Origin of the sequence: Paraburkholderia sp. (assembly GCF_047605525.1) — a bacterium.
GTDB lineage: Bacteria > Pseudomonadota > Gammaproteobacteria > Burkholderiales > Burkholderiaceae > Paraburkholderia.
The window spans coordinates 56409-72918 of record NZ_JASGFN010000008.1 but is presented as its reverse complement, the minus strand read 5'-3'; the positions used below and the strand labels follow the sequence as shown (position 1 = coordinate 72918).

The following is a 16510-nucleotide window of genomic DNA, read 5'->3' as shown; positions in this document are numbered from 1 at the left end:
TTTCCCTATAATCGATGGTTCTCCCCGCGCAGCGTATTGATGCGCGTCACCACAGGAGCACCACGATGGATTATGTGAAACTCGGTCGCACCGGTCTCGATGTCTCGCGTATTTGTCTCGGCTGCATGAGTTATGGCGTGCCTTCGCGCGGCACGCACCCCTGGTCGCTCGACGACGAAGCCGCGCGCCCTTTCATCAAGCAGGCACTCGATCACGGCATCAATTTCTTCGACACCGCGAACGTCTATTCGGACGGCACCAGCGAGGAAATCGTCGGCCGCGCGCTAAAGGACTTTGCACGGCGCGACGAAATCGTGCTGGCCACCAAGGTCAATAGCCGCATGCATCCGGGGCCGAACGGCGCGGGCCTGTCGCGCAAGGCGATCATGGCGGAAATCGACCACAGCCTGCGGCGCCTCGGCACGGATTACGTGGACCTGTACCAGATCCATCGCTGGGACTACGGCACGCCGATCGAAGAAACGATGGAAGCGCTGCACGACGTCGTGAAAGCCGGCAAGGCGCGCTATATCGGCGCGTCGTCGATGTACGCGTGGCAGTTCGCGAAGGCGCTGCATGTCGCCGAGCGCCATGGCTGGACGCGCTTCGTGACGATGCAGAACTATGTGAATCTGCTGTACCGCGAGGAAGAACGCGAAATGCTGCCGCTGTGCGAAAGCGAAGGCATCGGCGTGATTCCGTGGAGTCCGCTGGCGCGCGGGCGTTTGACGCGCGACTGGGACACCGAAAGCGCGCGCTCGGAAACCGACGAATTCGGCCGCACGCTTTACGCGCATACCCAGGATACGGACAGGCGGATCGTCGAACGCGTCAGCGAGATCGCGAAAGAACGCGGCGTGCCGCGCGCGCAGGTCGCGCTGGCGTGGGTCCTGCAGAAGAAGCCGATTACCGCTCCGATTGTCGGCGCCACCAAACTTCATCACCTCGACGATGCGGTAGCAGCGCTCTCGCTGAAGCTGAGTAAAGAAGAAATTCACCGGCTCGAAGAACTGTATGTGCCGCATGCGGTGACCGGGTTCAAATAAGCGGTACGTGGTCGCATAAAATGAAAGACAGGCGGAATTGCGTGAGATTTGCCACACTCCATTCCGCCCATTCATTTCCGCAATTGCCTGATCCTGCTTAATTGCGCGGTACGTCCGGCTCGAAGAACACCCAGCGTACTTGCGGAAACGTGGCCTGCAAATCGGCTTCGATGATGTTGATTGCATCCACCATCGCACGGCCGCTCGCATAGTCGATCATTTCCGCCTGCACCGCCACGACGACATGACGCCCCCATTGCAGCGTAATCATGTTGATGATGCTGCGAATCTCGGGACGCGCATGCAGATGCGCTTCGATTTCCCGACGCACTTCAGGGCTCGCCGACTCACCGACGATCATCGATTTCACTTCGCGCGCGACGAGCCACGCGATGACCATCAGCAGAAAGCCCACGCCGACCGAGCCGAGCGCGTCATAGACAGGATTGCCGGTCACCATCGTCAGCAGCACCGCGACGAACGCAATCGCGAGACCGAACAACGCCGCGATATCCTCGCCGGCCACGACCAGCAGATCGGATTCGCGCGTCTCGCGAAACCAGCGCCACAAACTCTTGTCCGGATGCGTCTTGCGAATTTCCTTGACGGCGCCCCACAACGACAACGATTCGAGCACCACCGACACACCGAGCACCGCCAACGCGACGAACGCAAACTGCAACGGCTCGCGTGCGATCAGACGATGGACGCCTTCATACACCGAAAACGCACCGCCGACAAAGAACAGCAGCAGCGCAACCAGCAGCGAGTAGAAATTGACTTCGCGGCCGCTGCCCATCGGATGCAACGCGCTCACCGGCTTGCGCGCTTCGCGCAGGCCGAATAGCAGCAGCAGTTGATTACCGCAGTCGGCGGTCGAGTGAATCGCTTCGGCGAACATCGAGCCGGAACCCGTGAACGCCGCCGCGGCGAACTTGCAGATGGCGATGCCGAGATTGGCGGCGAGTGCGTAAAAAATGGCTTTCGGCGATTCTTCTTTCATCTTCGGGAAGGCGTCCGTGAGTTTGCAGGGGGTTGCCGGTCAGCAAGAAAACCGGCAAGACTCCGTATTATGGACGACACGACACGCTGAGTCGCAAGCGTGCGCCCCCGCTACCGCCACCTTCTCCCCTTTGCCGCCTTTATCCGTTCCGCTGCATGATCCCCCGCTATGCTCTTTCAAGCACCGCCATCTCACGCACGACCACGAGCAGAACCGAAAGGCTCGCGCCGCCCGTCGCGCGCAGATCGGTCAGCAAACGCGTGTAGCGCTCGAGTTGCGCCGTGCGCTTTTCGCGCCATGCCTGCACAAGCGTGTCCGGCGTCGACGCATCGGTCGCGCCGGCCAATGCGCTCGTAGTCAGCGCGCGCTTGAGCCGCGCGAGTTCGGCGAGCGCGGATGCGCGCGCGAGCATGTCCCAATGCGTCGGCGCCGGCAACGCGGCCGCGCGCTCGCTGATCCAGTTGTAGTTGAGCAGCGTGCCGAGCGCGAAGTACACGCCCGCCACCTGTTCGAGACCGCGCCCACACGTCGACGCCACTTCGGCGATATCGAGCAATGCAGCCGAAATCTCGCCGCTCGCGATGCGCACCGCGAGATCGCTGTCGACACCGGCATCGACGAACACGCGCTGGCGCTCGGACAACGCTTCGAGATCCGCGGCCGGCAGCAGCGCGGGCCATTGCGGCGCGAGGCGTTGCGCGGCATCGCGACAGCGCGCGAGCAGACCGGTCACGTCGTCGCCGGCCGCGCCCGTTTGCAGATGCCGCAGGAACCATAGCGCCGAACGTTCGACGAGCCGCGCGACTTCGGCGAACATGCGCGCCTGCACGTCGTCGGCGACGCGGTTGTCGAGCGCGTCGATGCTGCGCCAGATCTGATCGAGGTCGAACACGTCGCGCGCCATGATGCACGCGCGCACGATATCGCCGGGCTTCGCGTCGGTCTCCTCCATCAGCCGATGCACGAACTCGCAGCCGACGCGGTTCACGAGCGCGTTGGTCAGGTGCGTCGCGAGAATTTCGCGGCGCAACGGGTGGCGCTGCATCGGTTCGCGGAAACGCTGGCGCAACGGCTTCGGGAAGTACTCGATCAACATGTCGCCGACGAGCGGGTCTTCCGGCATCGACGATTCGAGCAGCGCATCGTACAGCCACATCTTGCTGTACGCGAGCAGCACCGCGCGCTCGGGCGTCGTGAGTCCCTGTTTCGCCGCCGCGCGTTCGGCGATTTCCTCGTCGGTGGGCAGAAACTCGATCACGCGATTGAGGCGCCCCGCGCGTTCCAGATAGTGCATCAGGCGCGCCTCGGCATCGAGCAGTTCGACCCCGTAGCGCCCCGCGATCGACAACGCCTGGGTCTGGTAGTAGTTGTCCGTCAGCACCAGCAGGCCGACTTCATCGGTCATTTCCGCGAGCAATGCATTGCGCTGCTTCTCGGTCATCTCGCCATCGGCGACGACGAGGCCCAGAAGAATCTTGATGTTGACCTCATGATCCGAACAATCGACGCCCGCCGAATTGTCGATCGCATCGGTATTGATACGGCCGCCGCGCTGCGCGAATTCGATGCGGCCGAGCTGCGTCAAGCCGAGATTGCCGCCCTCGGCCACGACCTTGCAGCGCAGATCGGCACCGTTCACGCGAATCGCGTCGTTGGCGCGATCGCCGACCTGCTGATGCGTTTCGCGGCTCGCCTTCACATAGGTGCCGATGCCGCCGTTGTAAAGCAGATCGACCGGCGCCTGCAGAATCGCGCGCATCAACTCGGCCGGCGACAATGCCGCCGCGCTGATGCCGAGCACCACCTGCACCGCCGTCGAAAGCGGAATCGTCTTCGCGCTGCGCGGGAACACGCCGCCGCCCGCCGAGATCAGCGACGGGTCGTAGTCGGCCCAGCTCGAACGGTCGAGCATGAAAAGCCGCGCGCGCTCCGCCATGCTCGCGGCCGGATCGGGATTCGGATCGAGAAAGATATGGCGATGATCGAATGCGGCGACCAGCCTGATGTGCGGCGACAGCAGCATGCCGTTGCCGAACACGTCGCCCGACATATCGCCGACGCCGACCACGGTGAAGTCCATGCTCTGCGTGTCGACGCCCATTTCACGGAAATGCCGCTTGACCGACTCCCACGCGCCGCGCGCAGTGATCCCCATCTTCTTGTGGTCGTAGCCGACCGAGCCGCCCGACGCGAACGCGTCGTCGAGCCAGAAGCCGTATTCCTGCGAAATCGCGTTCGCGTAGTCGGAGAAGGTGGCCGTGCCCTTGTCGGCGGCCACCACCAGATACGGATCGTCGGGATCGTGACGCACCACGTCGGGCGGCGGCACGATGTCGGTGCCCGAAAGATTGTCGGTCACATCGAGCAGCCCGCGCAGGAATGTCTGATAACACGCGACACCTTCGCGCAGCCACGCATCGCGCTCGCTCTGCGGCGGCGGATTCTTGACGACGAAGCCGCCCTTCGAGCCGACCGGCACGATCACGACGTTCTTCACCATCTGCGCCTTCATCAGCCCCAGCACTTCGGTGCGGAAATCCTCGCGCCGGTCCGACCAGCGCAAACCGCCACGCGCGACACGGCCGCCGCGCAAATGCACGCCCTCGACGCGCGGCGAATAGACCCAGATCTCGAACATCGGTTTCGGCTCGGGCAAGCCGGGCACCTGCGCGGGATCGAACTTGAACGACAGATACGGCTTCGGCTTGCCGTCGGCGGCGAAGCGATAGTAGTTCGTGCGCTTCGTCGCCTTGATGACGCCGAGGAACTGGCGCAGGATACGGTCCTCGTCGAGATTCGGTACCTGGTCGAGCGCGCTGTCTATCGTCTCGAGACAGCGGTCGACGCGCGCGTCGCGCGCGGCGCCGAGCGCCGGATCGAAGCGCGCGATGAACAGATCGACGAGCATGCGCGCAATCGCCGGATTGCCGGTCACCGCGCGCTCGATATACGCGTCGCTGAATGTCGAGCCCACCTGGCGCAGATACTTCGCATACGCGCGCAGAATCGTCACTTCGCGCGCATTCAATTGCGCGCGCAACACGAGGCGATTGAAATCGTCGCTTTCGATCGTGCCGGTCCACACCTGCTCGAACGCCTCTTCGAACAGATCCTTCACGCGCTCGATGTCGAATTCGGCATCGTCCGCGAGTTCGAGACCGAAGTCGTGAATCCATGCGGGCGTGGCGCCCAATGCCTCGATCAGATAGGGCCGCTCTTCGTCGACCCGCACGCCGAGATGTTCGAGCATCGGCAAACTGCGCGACAGCGCGATCGGCAAGCCCGCGCGATAGACCTTGAAGCGGAACGCGCGCGGTCCCGATTCGATCGGCCGGTACAGGTTCATCGCGAGCCCTTCGGTGCCCTGCACGCGTTCGATCAGTTCGATATCGCGCACTGCTGTGCGCGCCGGATAGTCGTCGCGATAGCCGGCCGGAAACGAATCGCCATAGTGCTGCAGCAACCGGTTGCCGTGCTCTTCGCCATATGCGTCGAGCAACGCGTCGGCGAGATCGTCCTGCCAGCGGCGCGCGACCTGCACGAGCCGCGCTTCCAGTTCGCGCGTATCGACATCCGGCATACCGCCCGCTTTCGCGTGAACGACGAAATGAATCCGCGCGAGCGTCGACTCCGACAGCAGCGGCGTGAACTCGACGTTCTCGCCATTGAACGCGTCGGCCAGCAGGTTCGCGATACGCTGCCGCAAATCGGTGTTGTATTTGTCGCGCGAGACGAACACGAGACACGACACGAAACGGTCGAAGCGATCGCGCCGCACGAAGAGACGCGTGCGCTGATGCTCCTGCAAACGCAGCACGCCGAGCGCGGTGTCGTAAAGCTGGTCTTCGTCGGCCTGGAACAGTTCGTCGCGCGGATAGGTTTCGAGCACCGTCACCAGCGATTTCGCCAGATGACCTTTCGGCAGGAACGCGGCGCGCCGCACGATGTTCGCGCATTTGCGCCGCACGATCGGAATTTCGGCGGCCGACACGAAATAGGCGGTCGACGTATACAGGCCGATGAAGCGCCGCTCCCCTCTCACCTTGCCGTCCGCGCCGGTCAGCTTGATGCCGACATAGTCGAGATAGCCCGGCCGGTGCACGGTTGCGCGCGAGTTGGCCTTGGTCAGAAAGATCGGCGACGACCCGCCGATGATCTCGGCCGCGGCCGGCGGCAGCGACGTGACTTCCGTGGCGCTGACGGGCCGCAGCGCATCGCGCAGAATGCCGAGGCCGGAGCCGGGCGCCGCGCGCAGACCATAGCCGTTTTCCTGCTGCACGAGTTCATAGTCGCGCTGGCCGAGGAAGGTGAAATGATCGGCGACCATCCATTCGAGAAACGCGCGCGCCTCGACGCCTTCCGGGCCGGTCTCGCGAGCCTTCATGTCCTGGATCGTTTCCTTCGCGCACTCGACGAGCTTCGGCCAGTCCTCCACCGCCGCGCGCACGTCGCCGAGCACGCGCGCGATGTCGTCGCGCAACGCATCGAGTTTTGCGGCGTCGCCGCAACGGTCCACTTCGAAGTGGATGCACGAGGTCAGATGCGAGCGCGTATCGCCGGCTTCCTCGGCGCCCTGGCTCACCCGCGCGATGCTGCCGTCGGGCGCGCGCCAGATGCGAAACACCGGATGCACGACCGAGTGCAGCGCGAGACCATGACGATTGACCGCCATCGACACCGAATCGACGAGGAACGGCATGTCGTCGTTGACGATTTCGATCACCGTGTGATCGGAATGCCAGCCGTGCTGTTCGAGGATCGGGTTATAGACGCGCAGCCTTTGCTCGCCCGGCACGAAGCGCTGCGCGGTTTGCCAGTGCGCGAGCGCCGCGCCGTAGAGATCGGCGATCGAGCGGCTTTGCAGATCGCCGGCATCGACGAAATCGTAGTAATGCCGCAGGAAGGGTTCGACGATGTTGAAGGTCGGCTCGGGCAACCGCCCCCGTGCGAATTCGACGACATCGTTCAGCAGGTGCGTGACGGCTTCTTCGTTCTTTGCTTGCATGATCGACTCCCCTGACTGGCGGCAATGGTGAGTATCGCGTGATTCGCAGGCAACGTCTGAACAGGAATTATGCGCCTGCCGCCAGCAATACGACCGGGTGGCGCAGTCAGGTAATACCCGCTACGGCGCACTACGGACTCGCTACGATTCGTGGGAAATACCTCGGCTTCGCTGCGGCGCCGCAATGCGCGCGGCCGTTCAGAACGCGGGTTTGGCCGCTACCGGTGAGGGCGGCGGCACGGCCCCGTCCCGCTCTTCACGCTGCCCGCCGAGCCACGCGCTGATCTGCGCGGCGGTCCACGCCGGATCGTCGTGCGGCAGATCGTGGCCGGCCCACGGATGCTCGCGATGCTCGGCGCCCCACGCCGCCGCGAGCTTCGCCGAACAGACCGGGTCGACGAGCCCGTCGGCCCGCGACGACAGGATCAGCAGCCCACAGCGCGGCGCGGCTGGCGCGGCGGTAAAACGCGCGGCGGCCCAGAGCTGTCGCAACGCGTTCGCACGGCTCACCGGCGCACTGCGGCGAATCCCGGTCCACGCATCAATATCGGCGCCCAATGTTTCGACGTTATTGCAGGTGAGCCGATGGATGCCGCGCTCGGCATCGGCCGCGTCGCTCCAATGAACAGCGACGCCCAGCAGCCTCGGCCATGCCGATGGCCGCAGCCGCTCGTGCGGGCGGCTGAACGGCCGCATGCTGGTATTGATCAGCACGAGCCGTTCGATTTCGCCCGGCTGCCGCTGCGCCCAGGCCGTCGCGACCATGCCGCCGAGCGACATCGCGAGCACGCTGTAGGGGCCGGGCGCGCCCGTTTGCAGCGCCGCGTGCCGCACGAACCCGAGCATGTCCGCAACCGTCGCCGGCGCGCGCTGCCGCGCGTACTCGCCATTGCCCGGCAGGTCGAGCAACAGCACGCGCGGGGCTGTCGCATCGGTTGCTGTTGCATCGCGCAAGCCGTCGCGCGAGGTATCGGACAACGCTTCGCGCAACATCTCCGGCAGAGGGCCCCAGTGCCGCGTTTCGCGCGTGAGTCCGCGCAGCAGGATCCACGTGCTCATGCGCTCTCCGGTCTGTACCAATGGTCAAGCGCGCTTTGCAGCATCTGCTCGCGGCCATTGCCCTGGGGCAGCCAGCGCTGCGACGAAAACGCCGCGCGCGCCAGAAAGTCGAGCAGGTTCGCATGCCGCCGCAGCACGCGCGCGGTTCGATGCGCCTTGACCGGATTGAACATGCCCTGGCGCGAAAACAACTGGCGCGGATTCTTCTTGATCCACAGCCACGAGCCGAGTTCGAGCGTCATCGGCAGAAAGATGTTCGGCGACGGCGTGCGGTCGTACGCGTAATCCCACAAGTCGCCGTGCAGCAGATACTGGTGGCTTTGCGGCTCGAACGTATAGCCGTGATGCGGATGCGCGTGTTCGAACATGCTTTTCAGCACGTACATTTCGGGCAGATGCGGCATCTGCCTGCGGGTTCGCGCATACGGAAACCAGATGCTGTCGCTCCAGCCGTAGCCGGAATGGCAATCGAGCGCGATGCTGAGCGGCCGCGCGGCCAGCTCCGTTTCGACGACTCGCAGCAAGGCGGCGGCTTCCGGCTCCATCGGCTCGCCCGCGCGGCCGCGATACCACGGCAGCCACGCGCCCACGCGCTGGCCGCCCGCCAGCAGCGGCACGCGGGCATCGGCGTTCTGCGGCGCGTTGCGCATCAGATCGACGCCACGCGGATTCGCGCGCGTCGACGCCCACATGCCGCCGGGATTGACGATCGGGCAGCAATAAATCCTAACTGAATCAAGGAGTTGAATCAGAAGATCGTCCCACGCGAGGCGCGAGATCAGCGAACGCATGTATTCGAGCACGAGCCGCGAGCCGATGCGCTCCAGCCCGTGGATGCCGCCGAAGAAAGCCACCGCCGGCGCCCGCGGGTCGGTCGATCCGACCGACGCCATATAGACCTCGAACGTACGCCCGCGCACCTCGACGCTCGCGAGGCTCTGTGTATCGAACCAGCGCGCGCCCTCGTCGAGCAATGCCTTCAGGTCCTCGTATTCCTCGAAGCTGTCGGGTAGAAAGCTATACATAACGCAATATGATTGTTCTCAGACCATGCGAGAAGACTATGCGGAAGGCACGCCAGATAGCGTTTGCGCCGGATCGGCGGAGACAGCCGGAAGCAAGTCTAGCGAAGTTCCTTCTTCGCAATGTGACCATATTCACGTTCGAGCGTGGCGACAAGTGCGTCGGGCAAACGGTGGGAAGGTTTCGACAGCAGACGCAAGGTCGCTGGTGAAATCGTTTTCGAAGCAAATGCGATACGCCGTGCCGTCGGGCAGCTCGTGTGCAGATACATCGGTAAGAGTTTCAGGCTCGATATAAAAGTTTTCGCTCCTGATGTCAGGCTTCCTCAAATCACGACGGTTCGGGCATCTCGCTTTCAAGTGCATCCTTCACATATCGCGGCTCAACAAAAGGCGGCATTGAGCCACCCTCACAAGGCGGGGCGAGTATGGCACGCGTATGGTTCGGAAGCTATTGTGCTTCGGGTGGTTCGATTTCGATAGAGTCCAGTGTTTCCGTAATTGAAGTAGCCCCACGTAGATCGCTGCCGTTTATTTTCCGACGATGGCTATCGAAAAACTCCGTTTTAGTATCGATTACGAGCGTAACAGGTGTGTCGCCATGCGGACTATGCCAGATAGCCTGGAACCTGTACGGCCCCATTCGTACGCCACCCATATGAGGCATTGTCGGACTATCTATTCGGACACCCCATCCGGTATCCGTAACCGAAAAAGATTGCGAAATAAATTCCTTGAATTGTTGGCGATCCTTTAGCATCGGTACGATGTTGTCGTTGAAGCTAATCGCCCCCTCCGCGCAGGCAGTTGAAACAAGCAATGCAGAGAGGAGTCCAGCAATGAGTCCCGATACTGAACGTCGACTACTGTCGACCATCTCTATTTCGACTTGCGCGCGCTTCGGTATGACACGTGATACCCCGTTCATAAGTGGGAACTTTCGCCTGCGGCGCAGGCGTTGCTCCATGTGAGAGCTCCCTGCGCCTTCCTGTCCCTGCTGTTCCATTCGATCTCTTCTGATTTGAGGAAACACCCAGCGAATTAACCATCTAAACAGATCACGGTCAACGACTTTAATTTGAGAAAACCTGTCTTAAAAAACTATTCACGACGGTTCGGGCATCTCGATTTCAAGTGCATCTTTCCCATATCGCAGGCTCAACAAAAAAGGCGGCATCGAGCCGCCTTCTCCCTATGAGATCGACACCTGTCAGTACTTCGTCACGAAAGCACTGACAGCAGAAAGTTTGTCGTTCACGCTTCGCACTGCGTCAACATGAAGGTCTACCGCATCGCGAGGCGCACAGAAGAAACGCCTTCGGCAACCTTCGGCCCGAACGACGACTCGCGCAATTCGTCGAGCACGGCGCGCGCCAGTTCCAGACGACTGACCAGCGCTTTCGACGCAGGCGCGATAGGCATGCGCGTCTCGGGCGACAAGCCGCCGTCGAGCGCCATCATCGCCTTGATCGCGCTCGGGTTCGGCGCGGCGAACAGGATGCGCAATACCGGCTCGAGGCGCTCGAAGAGCTGGCCGGCGGCGGCGTGTTGTCCCGTGCTCGTCAGCGCCTGCACCTCGGCAAGCAGATCGGCGCACACGTGCGCGCTCGCGAGAATGCCGCCGGTCCCGCCCGCGCGCAGGCAATCGAGAAACGCGTCGTCATTGCCGCACAACAGCGCGATGGGCAGCGCGCCATACGCGTCGAATCGCTCGCGCGCGCAGGCCTTGATGGCCTTGACGTTGGCGATTTGCGCGAGCGTCCCGACGGTCGCTTCCGTCAGCGCGACGCCGGTGCGGTGCGGCACGTCGTAGAGCACGATATCCCGGCTGGTCGCGTGCGCAATCTGTTCGAAATGCCAGACGATGCCGGTCTGATCCGGACACAGGTAAGCGGGCGCGGAAACCAGATAGCCAGCCAGATCCCACGCCTCCAGACGATGAATTTCGTCGACGAACGCGCGGGTATCGATACCGCCGACTCCCGCAATCACCGGCACGCGTCCCGCGACGGTCTCCGTGATCGTCCGCAGCACCCTGGAGCGCTCCTTGCCGTCGAGCAGCGCGGCCTCGGCGGTCGTCCCCAACGCGACGAGTCCGCTCATCCCGCTATTCACGTAGCGTTCCGTCAGCGCCGTCAAAGCCGGCACATCGACCGCGCCCGAGCGGAAGGGCGTGATGAGCGGAAGCCAGATTCCTTCGAACATATCAATTCCCCTCACTGTCGATGCGCGGACGCAACGCCCGAACCGTCGCTTCGGGCACGAGAGCGAACAGCGTATCCAGCATGAAGCTGAAATTGTCCGGCGCCATGAACGGCGAGACCGTGTCGCCTGAACGAATGCCGCCGGCGAGCAGGCTGCCAGCGGCGATGGAATATACGTAAGCCATGCAGTCGGGCACGTTGATCGTGCGTTGTGTCGAGGTTGGCTAGCGTAGCGCGGTGCACATAAATCTCCCGTAAAAAAACCTGCATTCACATGCGAGCGCGGTGCAAGCACGGCACCTCGATCGGGATATATGCGTTGTTTACCGCGTCGCACTCAAATCCTTCGCGCCTTTTACCCGCTGACCGATAGCATTTTCGCGTTCGGATCGATGCCATTTCTTTCTCGGGGGATCCATGTCAGTCATTTTCGCGCGACGTCCGTTCGATTCGCGCATGTCGAAGGCGTTTTCGACACGCGAGGCAAAGACACGCCGCGCCGTCTTCGAACGCAGGCATCTTGCGCGCCAGCGCCTCGATATCGTCGCGCTGGCGGGTTCAGCCGCGGCGATTGCCGCCATTGCGCTCGGCGCGCCGGTGGCCGGCCTGGCGATATGGGTGGCGACGCTCGCACCGCTCGTTTTCGAGAGCTGACCATGCTCAAACTGCTGATTCCGATCCTCGACCGTCACGGCGCGGCCGAGGCGGCACGCCACAGCGCTTTCCTGTTTGCCGAACGTTGCGTGTCGATGGTCGAAGTCGCCGAGGTCCTGAAAGTCCAGCATGAAAACACCGTCGCCGCGCGCTCGCGCCGCGCTTCGCCGGCGCGGCGCGAAGACTGGACACCCACCGCGTTGCAACAGGTTTGCGCGATTCTCGACGACGCCGGCGTCCCTTACACGTGCCGCCGCGTCGCCGGACCGCCGGCCCGGGTCATTGCGGCGTGTGTCGAAGCCGGCGACGCGGATATCGTCGTGGTGGATACGAACGGGCTCGGATTTCTGCGCAAATGGCGCCTGCTCGCGCGGCTCAGGCAACTTTGCACGGTGCCGGTGACCCTGCTCGAATGACGCCGCCCGTGCCGCGCGCATCGTGTCATACGCACGTCATGTTTCGTTCAGTCCGCTGACTTCCAAACGACTTCAGACCGACTTTGATCCGCCATCCTGACGACACACGGCAACGCCCCAGAGATGTAGTCGTCTAGACGTTGCGATGCCTTCACTCAACCGTCACAGACGCTTCCTAGAATGAGCCCCACACATGCCGGCAGCGGCCGGGGGCATCGAAGGGAAACCGATGGAAGCGATCCGTGAAGCTATTCGTATCGAACGCCTGAGCAAGACGTTCGGCAACGGCCGCAAAGCGCTCGACGAGATCGATCTGCGCATCGCGCCGGGAGAAATGGTCGCGCTGATCGGCGCCTCGGGTTCGGGAAAATCGACGCTGCTGCGGCATATCGCCGGCTTCACGGCGTCGGATGCGCAGCCGTCGCAGATCGAGATTCTTGGCCGGCCGATCCAGCAGAACGGCCGCATCGTCAGGGAGGTGCGCCGCATCCGCCGCGACATCGGCTTCGTATTCCAGCAATTCAATCTGGTGAACCGGCTTTCCGTCGAAACCAACGTGCTGATCGGCGCGCTGTCGCGCTTGCCGTGGTGGCGGCGTCTGACCGGCTGCTTTCCGCGCGCGGAGCGCGCGCGGTCGCTCGCCGCGCTCGCTGAGGTCGGCATCGGCGAACATGCGCGCGAGCGCGCGGCGACTCTGTCGGGTGGCCAGCAGCAACGCGCGGCCCTTGCGCGGACGCTCGTGCAGCGCGCGCGCATCGTGCTCGCCGATGAACCGATCGCATCGCTCGATCCCGAATCGTCGCGCCGCGTGATGGACATGCTGCGCGCGCTGAACCTCGAGCATCGGATCACGGTGCTCGTATCGCTGCATCAGGTCGACATCGCGATGCAGTACTGCGCGCGCACGGTCGCGCTGCGCCGCGGCAAGGTGGTCTACGACGGTCCTTCCAGTGCGCTCACGCCGGTACTGCTGAAGAAGCTTTACGGCGACGACGCGCGCGAACTGCTCGACGATAGCGCCCACGTCATGCACGACGTGCGCGACACTCCCGCCGCGCCCACGCGAGACGATGCCGGCCCCGCCGCCACGCACTATTCACTCGCGCTCAATCCGGCGCACTCGAACTGAGGCAGCCCGCGCTCTTTCACTCATTCGCCCATCCATTCCGCCCACCCAACCGGATCCCGACCGATGAAACTCCTGCGCTTACTGATCACGCTCGCCGCCGGCGCGGCCGCCTTCGCCTGCGTTGCCGCGGCCCACGCCGAGGACGTCAACCTCGGCATCATCTCGACCGATTCGTCGGCGGTGCTCAAGCAACGCTGGGAGCCGCTGATCGACGATATGAAGAAGCAGACCGGCCTGAACGTGAAAGCGTTTTTCGCCACCGACTACGCCGGCATCATCGAAGGCATGCGCTTCAACAAGGTACAGGTCGGCTATTTCGGCAACGCATCGGCAATCGAGGCGGTGGACCGTTCGGGTGGCGAAGTATTCGCGAAGGCGCGGCATGCGGACGGCGACAGCGGCTACTACTCGCTGCTGATCACCAATGTGAACAGTCGCTTCAAGACGCTCGACGACGTATTCAGAAACACAAAGGACGTCACGCTCGGCTTCGGCGATCCGAACTCGACGTCGGGCACGCTGGTGCCGGCTTACTACCTGTTTGCGAAACACAACACGCCGGTCAATACGTCGTTCAAAAGCGTGCTGCCGTCGAGCCACGAGGCGAATCTGCTCGCGGTCGTCAACAACAAGATCGACATCGCGACCAACAACAGCATGATGATGGAAACGCTCAAGCGCGAGCATCCGGACAAGTTCGCGCAGGTGCGCGTGCTGTGGACCTCGCCGCTGATTCCGTCGGACCCGCTCGTGTGGCGCAAGGATCTGCCGCAAGCGACGAAAGACAAGCTGCGCAACTTCTTCCTGAACTACGCGAAGACCGACCCCCACGAAAAAGCGGTGATGGCCGGCATCACCGAATACAGCGGCTTCGAGGCTTCGTCGGACAAGCAGTTGCTGCCGATTCGCGAGATCGTACTGTTCCAGCAGAAGCAGAAGATCGAGAGCGACGCGCACCTGTCCGACGACGAGCGCAAAACCCAGCTCGCCGCGCTCGACGCGAAGCTGAGCGCGCTCAATGGCGCGCAGTCGAAGCAATGAACAGCGTCGATCTGATCAGGTCGCCGGCGCGCGCGGCACAAGAGGCGCAAGCAGCGCAAGCGACAGGCACGGCATCGGCGGCGGCAACGCGGGACAACGCCGGCAAGCGCGGCTGGTTGTCGCTGCTCGGCTGGATCGCGGTGCTCGCGGTCCTCGGCGGTGCATGGCACGGCGCCGACATGCGTCCGCTCGATCTCATCAGCGACTCCGCGAACATGGGCCAGTTCGCGAAAGACTTCTTTCCGCCCGACTTCACCGAGTGGCGCAGCTACGTGCACGAAATGCTCGTCACATTATCGGTCGCGATCTGGGGCACCGCGCTCGCGCTCGTCTGCGCGGTGCCGTGCGGCCTGATGTCGGCGCACAACATCGCGCCGCTGTGGATCGTGCAGCCGGTACGCCGTCTGATGGACGCGTGCCGCGCGATCAATGAAATGGTCTTCGCGATGCTGTTCATCGTCGCGGTCGGGCTCGGGCCGTTCGCCGGCGTGCTCGCGCTGTGGGTGCATACGACCGGCGTGCTCGCGAAGCTGTTCGCAGAAGCGGTCGAAGCAATCGATCCGCATCCGGCCGAAGGCGTGCGCGCGACGGGCGCGACGCGCATCGATGAAATCGTCTATGCGGTGCTGCCGCAAGTGCTGCCGCTGTGGATTTCATATGCGCTATATCGCTTCGAATCGAACGTGCGCTCGGCGATGGTGGTCGGCATGGTCGGCGCGGGCGGCATCGGCGTCGTGCTGTATGAAGCGATCCGCTCGTTCAACTATGCGCAGACCGCCGCGGTGATGATCATGGTGATCGTCGTCGTGACCGTGATCGACCTCGGGTCGGCGTGGTTGCGCGAGCGGGTGATCTGACGGCGTCGTGCTCCGCTGCCCGGCTCCATCCGCCGGGCACAGCCACGAAACAGCACGGACGAAGCGCGTTTCCGCGCAAGTAGCCGCGGCCTTTTGCGCGCCGCAAAACGCGTCGTTTCCCACCTAAAGCCCTTCGATTTAGTCGTCCACTCCCACCGTTCCGGCGTTCTGCTGGAATAATCACGGGCTTGCGCCCCCCCGCGCCGTCCCTGCTCTCTCGCCCTCTCCGTTGTCGATGGAAACCTTTGTCGTCCTGCTGGTGTTGTTGTCCGCGCTGCTTCACGCGACCTGGAACGCGTTCCTGCATCTGTCCGAGGACCGCGTCTGGCTGCTCGGCATGATGGCGATGCCGTATCTCGCGGTCAGCGCGATCGGCGTGCTCGTGCTGCCGCTGCCCGCGCCGGCCGCGTGGCCGTATATCGTCGCGTCGGCGGTGCTCGAATGGGGCTATCTGCTCGCGCTGATCCGCGCGTACAGGAGCGGCGACTTCGGCCAGATCTATCCGATCGCGCGCGGCCTGTCGCCGATGCTCGTCTTCATCGGCGCGCTCGTGTTCGCGGGAGAAACGCTGAAGCCGCTCGCGGCGCTCGGCGTCGCGCTGGTGTCGACCGGCATCGTCTCGCTCGCGTTTCGGCGCGGCATGCGCTTTTCCGGCGAAAGCGTGCCGTTCGCGCTGCTGACGGGTCTCTTCATCGCGGCGTATTCGGTGGTCGACGGCATCGGCGCGCGCGTCGCGGGCAATGGCCTCAGCTACATCATGTGGGTCTATCTGATCTGGAACATCCCGCAGTTCCTGCTCGCGTGGCATTGGCGCGGTGGCGCGAGGGGGCTTTTCATCGGCCGCGCGCTGGTGGTGAAGGGCATCGCGTCCGGCGTGCTCGCGCTCGGCGCGTATTGCCTGATCATCGAGGCGTACCGCTACCTGCCGATCGCGATGGTCTCCGCGTTGCGCGAATTGAGCTCGATCTTCGCGGTGCTGATCGGCTGCGTCTTCATGCGCGAAAAGCTGACCACGCGGCGGATCGTTGCATGCGCACTCGTGACGCTCGGGGCGGTGCTGATCCGGATTTGACG

14 protein-coding genes are annotated in these 16510 nt (G+C 63.5%); 7 read left to right on the top strand and 7 right to left on the bottom strand.

Annotation, left to right across the window (positions count from 1 at the left end):
- Positions 1 to 65 precede the first annotated feature (65 nt).
- A complete protein-coding gene (locus QM685_RS13550) occupies positions 66 to 1046 on the top strand; it encodes an aldo/keto reductase (RefSeq protein WP_415116658.1) in 981 nt (326 codons plus the stop codon).
- Positions 1047 to 1143: 97 nt separating this feature from the next.
- On the opposite strand, the gene QM685_RS13545 is transcribed toward QM685_RS13550, so the two are convergent.
- From QM685_RS13545 to QM685_RS13515, 7 genes are all read right to left on the bottom strand, one after another.
- Positions 1144 to 2049: a cation diffusion facilitator family transporter gene (locus tag QM685_RS13545; protein ID WP_415116656.1), complete on the bottom strand. Its 906-nt coding sequence runs from the start codon at positions 2047 to 2049 to the stop codon at positions 1144 to 1146.
- Positions 2050 to 2215: 166 nt separating this feature from the next.
- Positions 2216 to 7054 (bottom strand): NAD-glutamate dehydrogenase, encoded by a 4839-nt coding sequence (locus QM685_RS13540; RefSeq protein WP_415116654.1) that lies wholly within the window; start codon positions 7052 to 7054, stop codon positions 2216 to 2218.
- A 198-nt stretch (positions 7055 to 7252) separates the two neighbouring features.
- Positions 7253 to 8113 carry an alpha/beta fold hydrolase gene (locus tag QM685_RS13535; protein ID WP_415116652.1) on the bottom strand — a complete coding sequence of 287 codons (861 nt, stop codon included), beginning with the start codon at positions 8111 to 8113 and terminating at the stop codon, positions 7253 to 7255.
- Complete coding sequence (locus QM685_RS13530; RefSeq protein ID WP_415116650.1) at positions 8110 to 9138, bottom strand: M14 family zinc carboxypeptidase; 1029 nt, start codon at positions 9136 to 9138, stop codon at positions 8110 to 8112. Before QM685_RS13530 ends, QM685_RS13535 begins: the two co-directional genes overlap by 4 nt.
- Before the next feature lie 448 nt (positions 9139 to 9586).
- Positions 9587 to 10102 carry a hypothetical protein gene (locus QM685_RS13525; RefSeq protein ID WP_415116648.1) on the bottom strand — a complete coding sequence of 172 codons (516 nt, stop codon included), beginning with the start codon at positions 10100 to 10102 and terminating at the stop codon, positions 9587 to 9589.
- A gap of 317 nt (positions 10103 to 10419) precedes the next feature.
- Positions 10420 to 11340 carry a 4-hydroxy-tetrahydrodipicolinate synthase family protein gene (locus QM685_RS13520; protein WP_415116646.1) on the bottom strand — a complete coding sequence of 307 codons (921 nt, stop codon included), beginning with the start codon at positions 11338 to 11340 and terminating at the stop codon, positions 10420 to 10422.
- Between the two features lies 1 nt (position 11341).
- Positions 11342 to 11524 (bottom strand): hypothetical protein, encoded by a 183-nt coding sequence (locus tag QM685_RS13515; protein ID WP_415116644.1) that lies wholly within the window; start codon positions 11522 to 11524, stop codon positions 11342 to 11344.
- 232 nt (positions 11525 to 11756) lie between these two features.
- Between QM685_RS13515 and QM685_RS13510 the strand changes: the two genes are divergently transcribed.
- The 6 genes from QM685_RS13510 (at position 11757) to QM685_RS13485 (ending at position 16508) form a co-directional block, all read left to right on the top strand.
- Positions 11757 to 11993 (top strand): hypothetical protein, encoded by a 237-nt coding sequence (locus QM685_RS13510; protein ID WP_415116642.1) that lies wholly within the window; start codon positions 11757 to 11759, stop codon positions 11991 to 11993.
- Between the two features lie 2 nt (positions 11994 to 11995).
- Complete coding sequence (locus QM685_RS13505) at positions 11996 to 12409, top strand: universal stress protein (RefSeq protein WP_415116640.1); 414 nt, start codon at positions 11996 to 11998, stop codon at positions 12407 to 12409.
- 229 nt (positions 12410 to 12638) lie between these two features.
- Positions 12639 to 13538: a phosphonate ABC transporter ATP-binding protein gene (gene phnC / locus QM685_RS13500; RefSeq protein WP_415116638.1), complete on the top strand. Its 900-nt coding sequence runs from the start codon at positions 12639 to 12641 to the stop codon at positions 13536 to 13538.
- A gap of 63 nt (positions 13539 to 13601) precedes the next feature.
- On the top strand, positions 13602 to 14579 hold the full coding sequence (phnD, locus tag QM685_RS13495) for a phosphonate ABC transporter substrate-binding protein (RefSeq protein ID WP_415116636.1): 978 nt from the start codon (positions 13602 to 13604) through the stop codon (positions 14577 to 14579).
- Positions 14576 to 15436, top strand: coding sequence for a phosphonate ABC transporter, permease protein PhnE (gene phnE / locus QM685_RS13490; protein WP_415116634.1), 861 nt, complete (start codon positions 14576 to 14578; stop codon positions 15434 to 15436). Before phnD ends, phnE begins: the two co-directional genes overlap by 4 nt.
- Positions 15437 to 15671: 235 nt before the next feature.
- Positions 15672 to 16508 carry an EamA family transporter gene (locus tag QM685_RS13485; protein WP_415116632.1) on the top strand — a complete coding sequence of 279 codons (837 nt, stop codon included), beginning with the start codon at positions 15672 to 15674 and terminating at the stop codon, positions 16506 to 16508.
- Positions 16509 to 16510 lie beyond the last annotated feature (2 nt).

Excerpts from the sequence above, each read along its gene's own strand:
- QM685_RS13540 (WP_415116654.1), bottom strand. The coding sequence starts at position 7,054 with ATGCAAGCAAAGAACGAAGAAGCCGTCACGCACCTGCTGAACGATGTC.
- QM685_RS13520 (WP_415116646.1), bottom strand. The coding sequence starts at position 11,340 with ATGTTCGAAGGAATCTGGCTTCCGCTCATCACGCCCTTCCGCTCGGGC.
- QM685_RS13545 (WP_415116656.1), bottom strand. The coding sequence starts at position 2,049 with ATGAAAGAAGAATCGCCGAAAGCCATTTTTTACGCACTCGCCGCCAAT.
- phnE (WP_415116634.1), top strand. The coding sequence starts at position 14,576 with ATGAACAGCGTCGATCTGATCAGGTCGCCGGCGCGCGCGGCACAAGAG.
- QM685_RS13525 (WP_415116648.1), bottom strand. The coding sequence starts at position 10,102 with ATGGAGCAACGCCTGCGCCGCAGGCGAAAGTTCCCACTTATGAACGGG.
- QM685_RS13550 (WP_415116658.1), top strand. The coding sequence starts at position 66 with ATGGATTATGTGAAACTCGGTCGCACCGGTCTCGATGTCTCGCGTATT.
- QM685_RS13505 (WP_415116640.1), top strand. The coding sequence starts at position 11,996 with ATGCTCAAACTGCTGATTCCGATCCTCGACCGTCACGGCGCGGCCGAG.
- QM685_RS13510 (WP_415116642.1), top strand. The coding sequence starts at position 11,757 with ATGTCAGTCATTTTCGCGCGACGTCCGTTCGATTCGCGCATGTCGAAG.
- QM685_RS13515 (WP_415116644.1), bottom strand. The coding sequence starts at position 11,524 with ATGGCTTACGTATATTCCATCGCCGCTGGCAGCCTGCTCGCCGGCGGC.
- phnD (WP_415116636.1), top strand. The coding sequence starts at position 13,602 with ATGAAACTCCTGCGCTTACTGATCACGCTCGCCGCCGGCGCGGCCGCC.
- QM685_RS13485 (WP_415116632.1), top strand. The coding sequence starts at position 15,672 with ATGGAAACCTTTGTCGTCCTGCTGGTGTTGTTGTCCGCGCTGCTTCAC.
- phnC (WP_415116638.1), top strand. The coding sequence starts at position 12,639 with ATGGAAGCGATCCGTGAAGCTATTCGTATCGAACGCCTGAGCAAGACG.
- QM685_RS13535 (WP_415116652.1), bottom strand. The coding sequence starts at position 8,113 with ATGAGCACGTGGATCCTGCTGCGCGGACTCACGCGCGAAACGCGGCAC.
- QM685_RS13530 (WP_415116650.1), bottom strand. The coding sequence starts at position 9,138 with ATGTATAGCTTTCTACCCGACAGCTTCGAGGAATACGAGGACCTGAAG.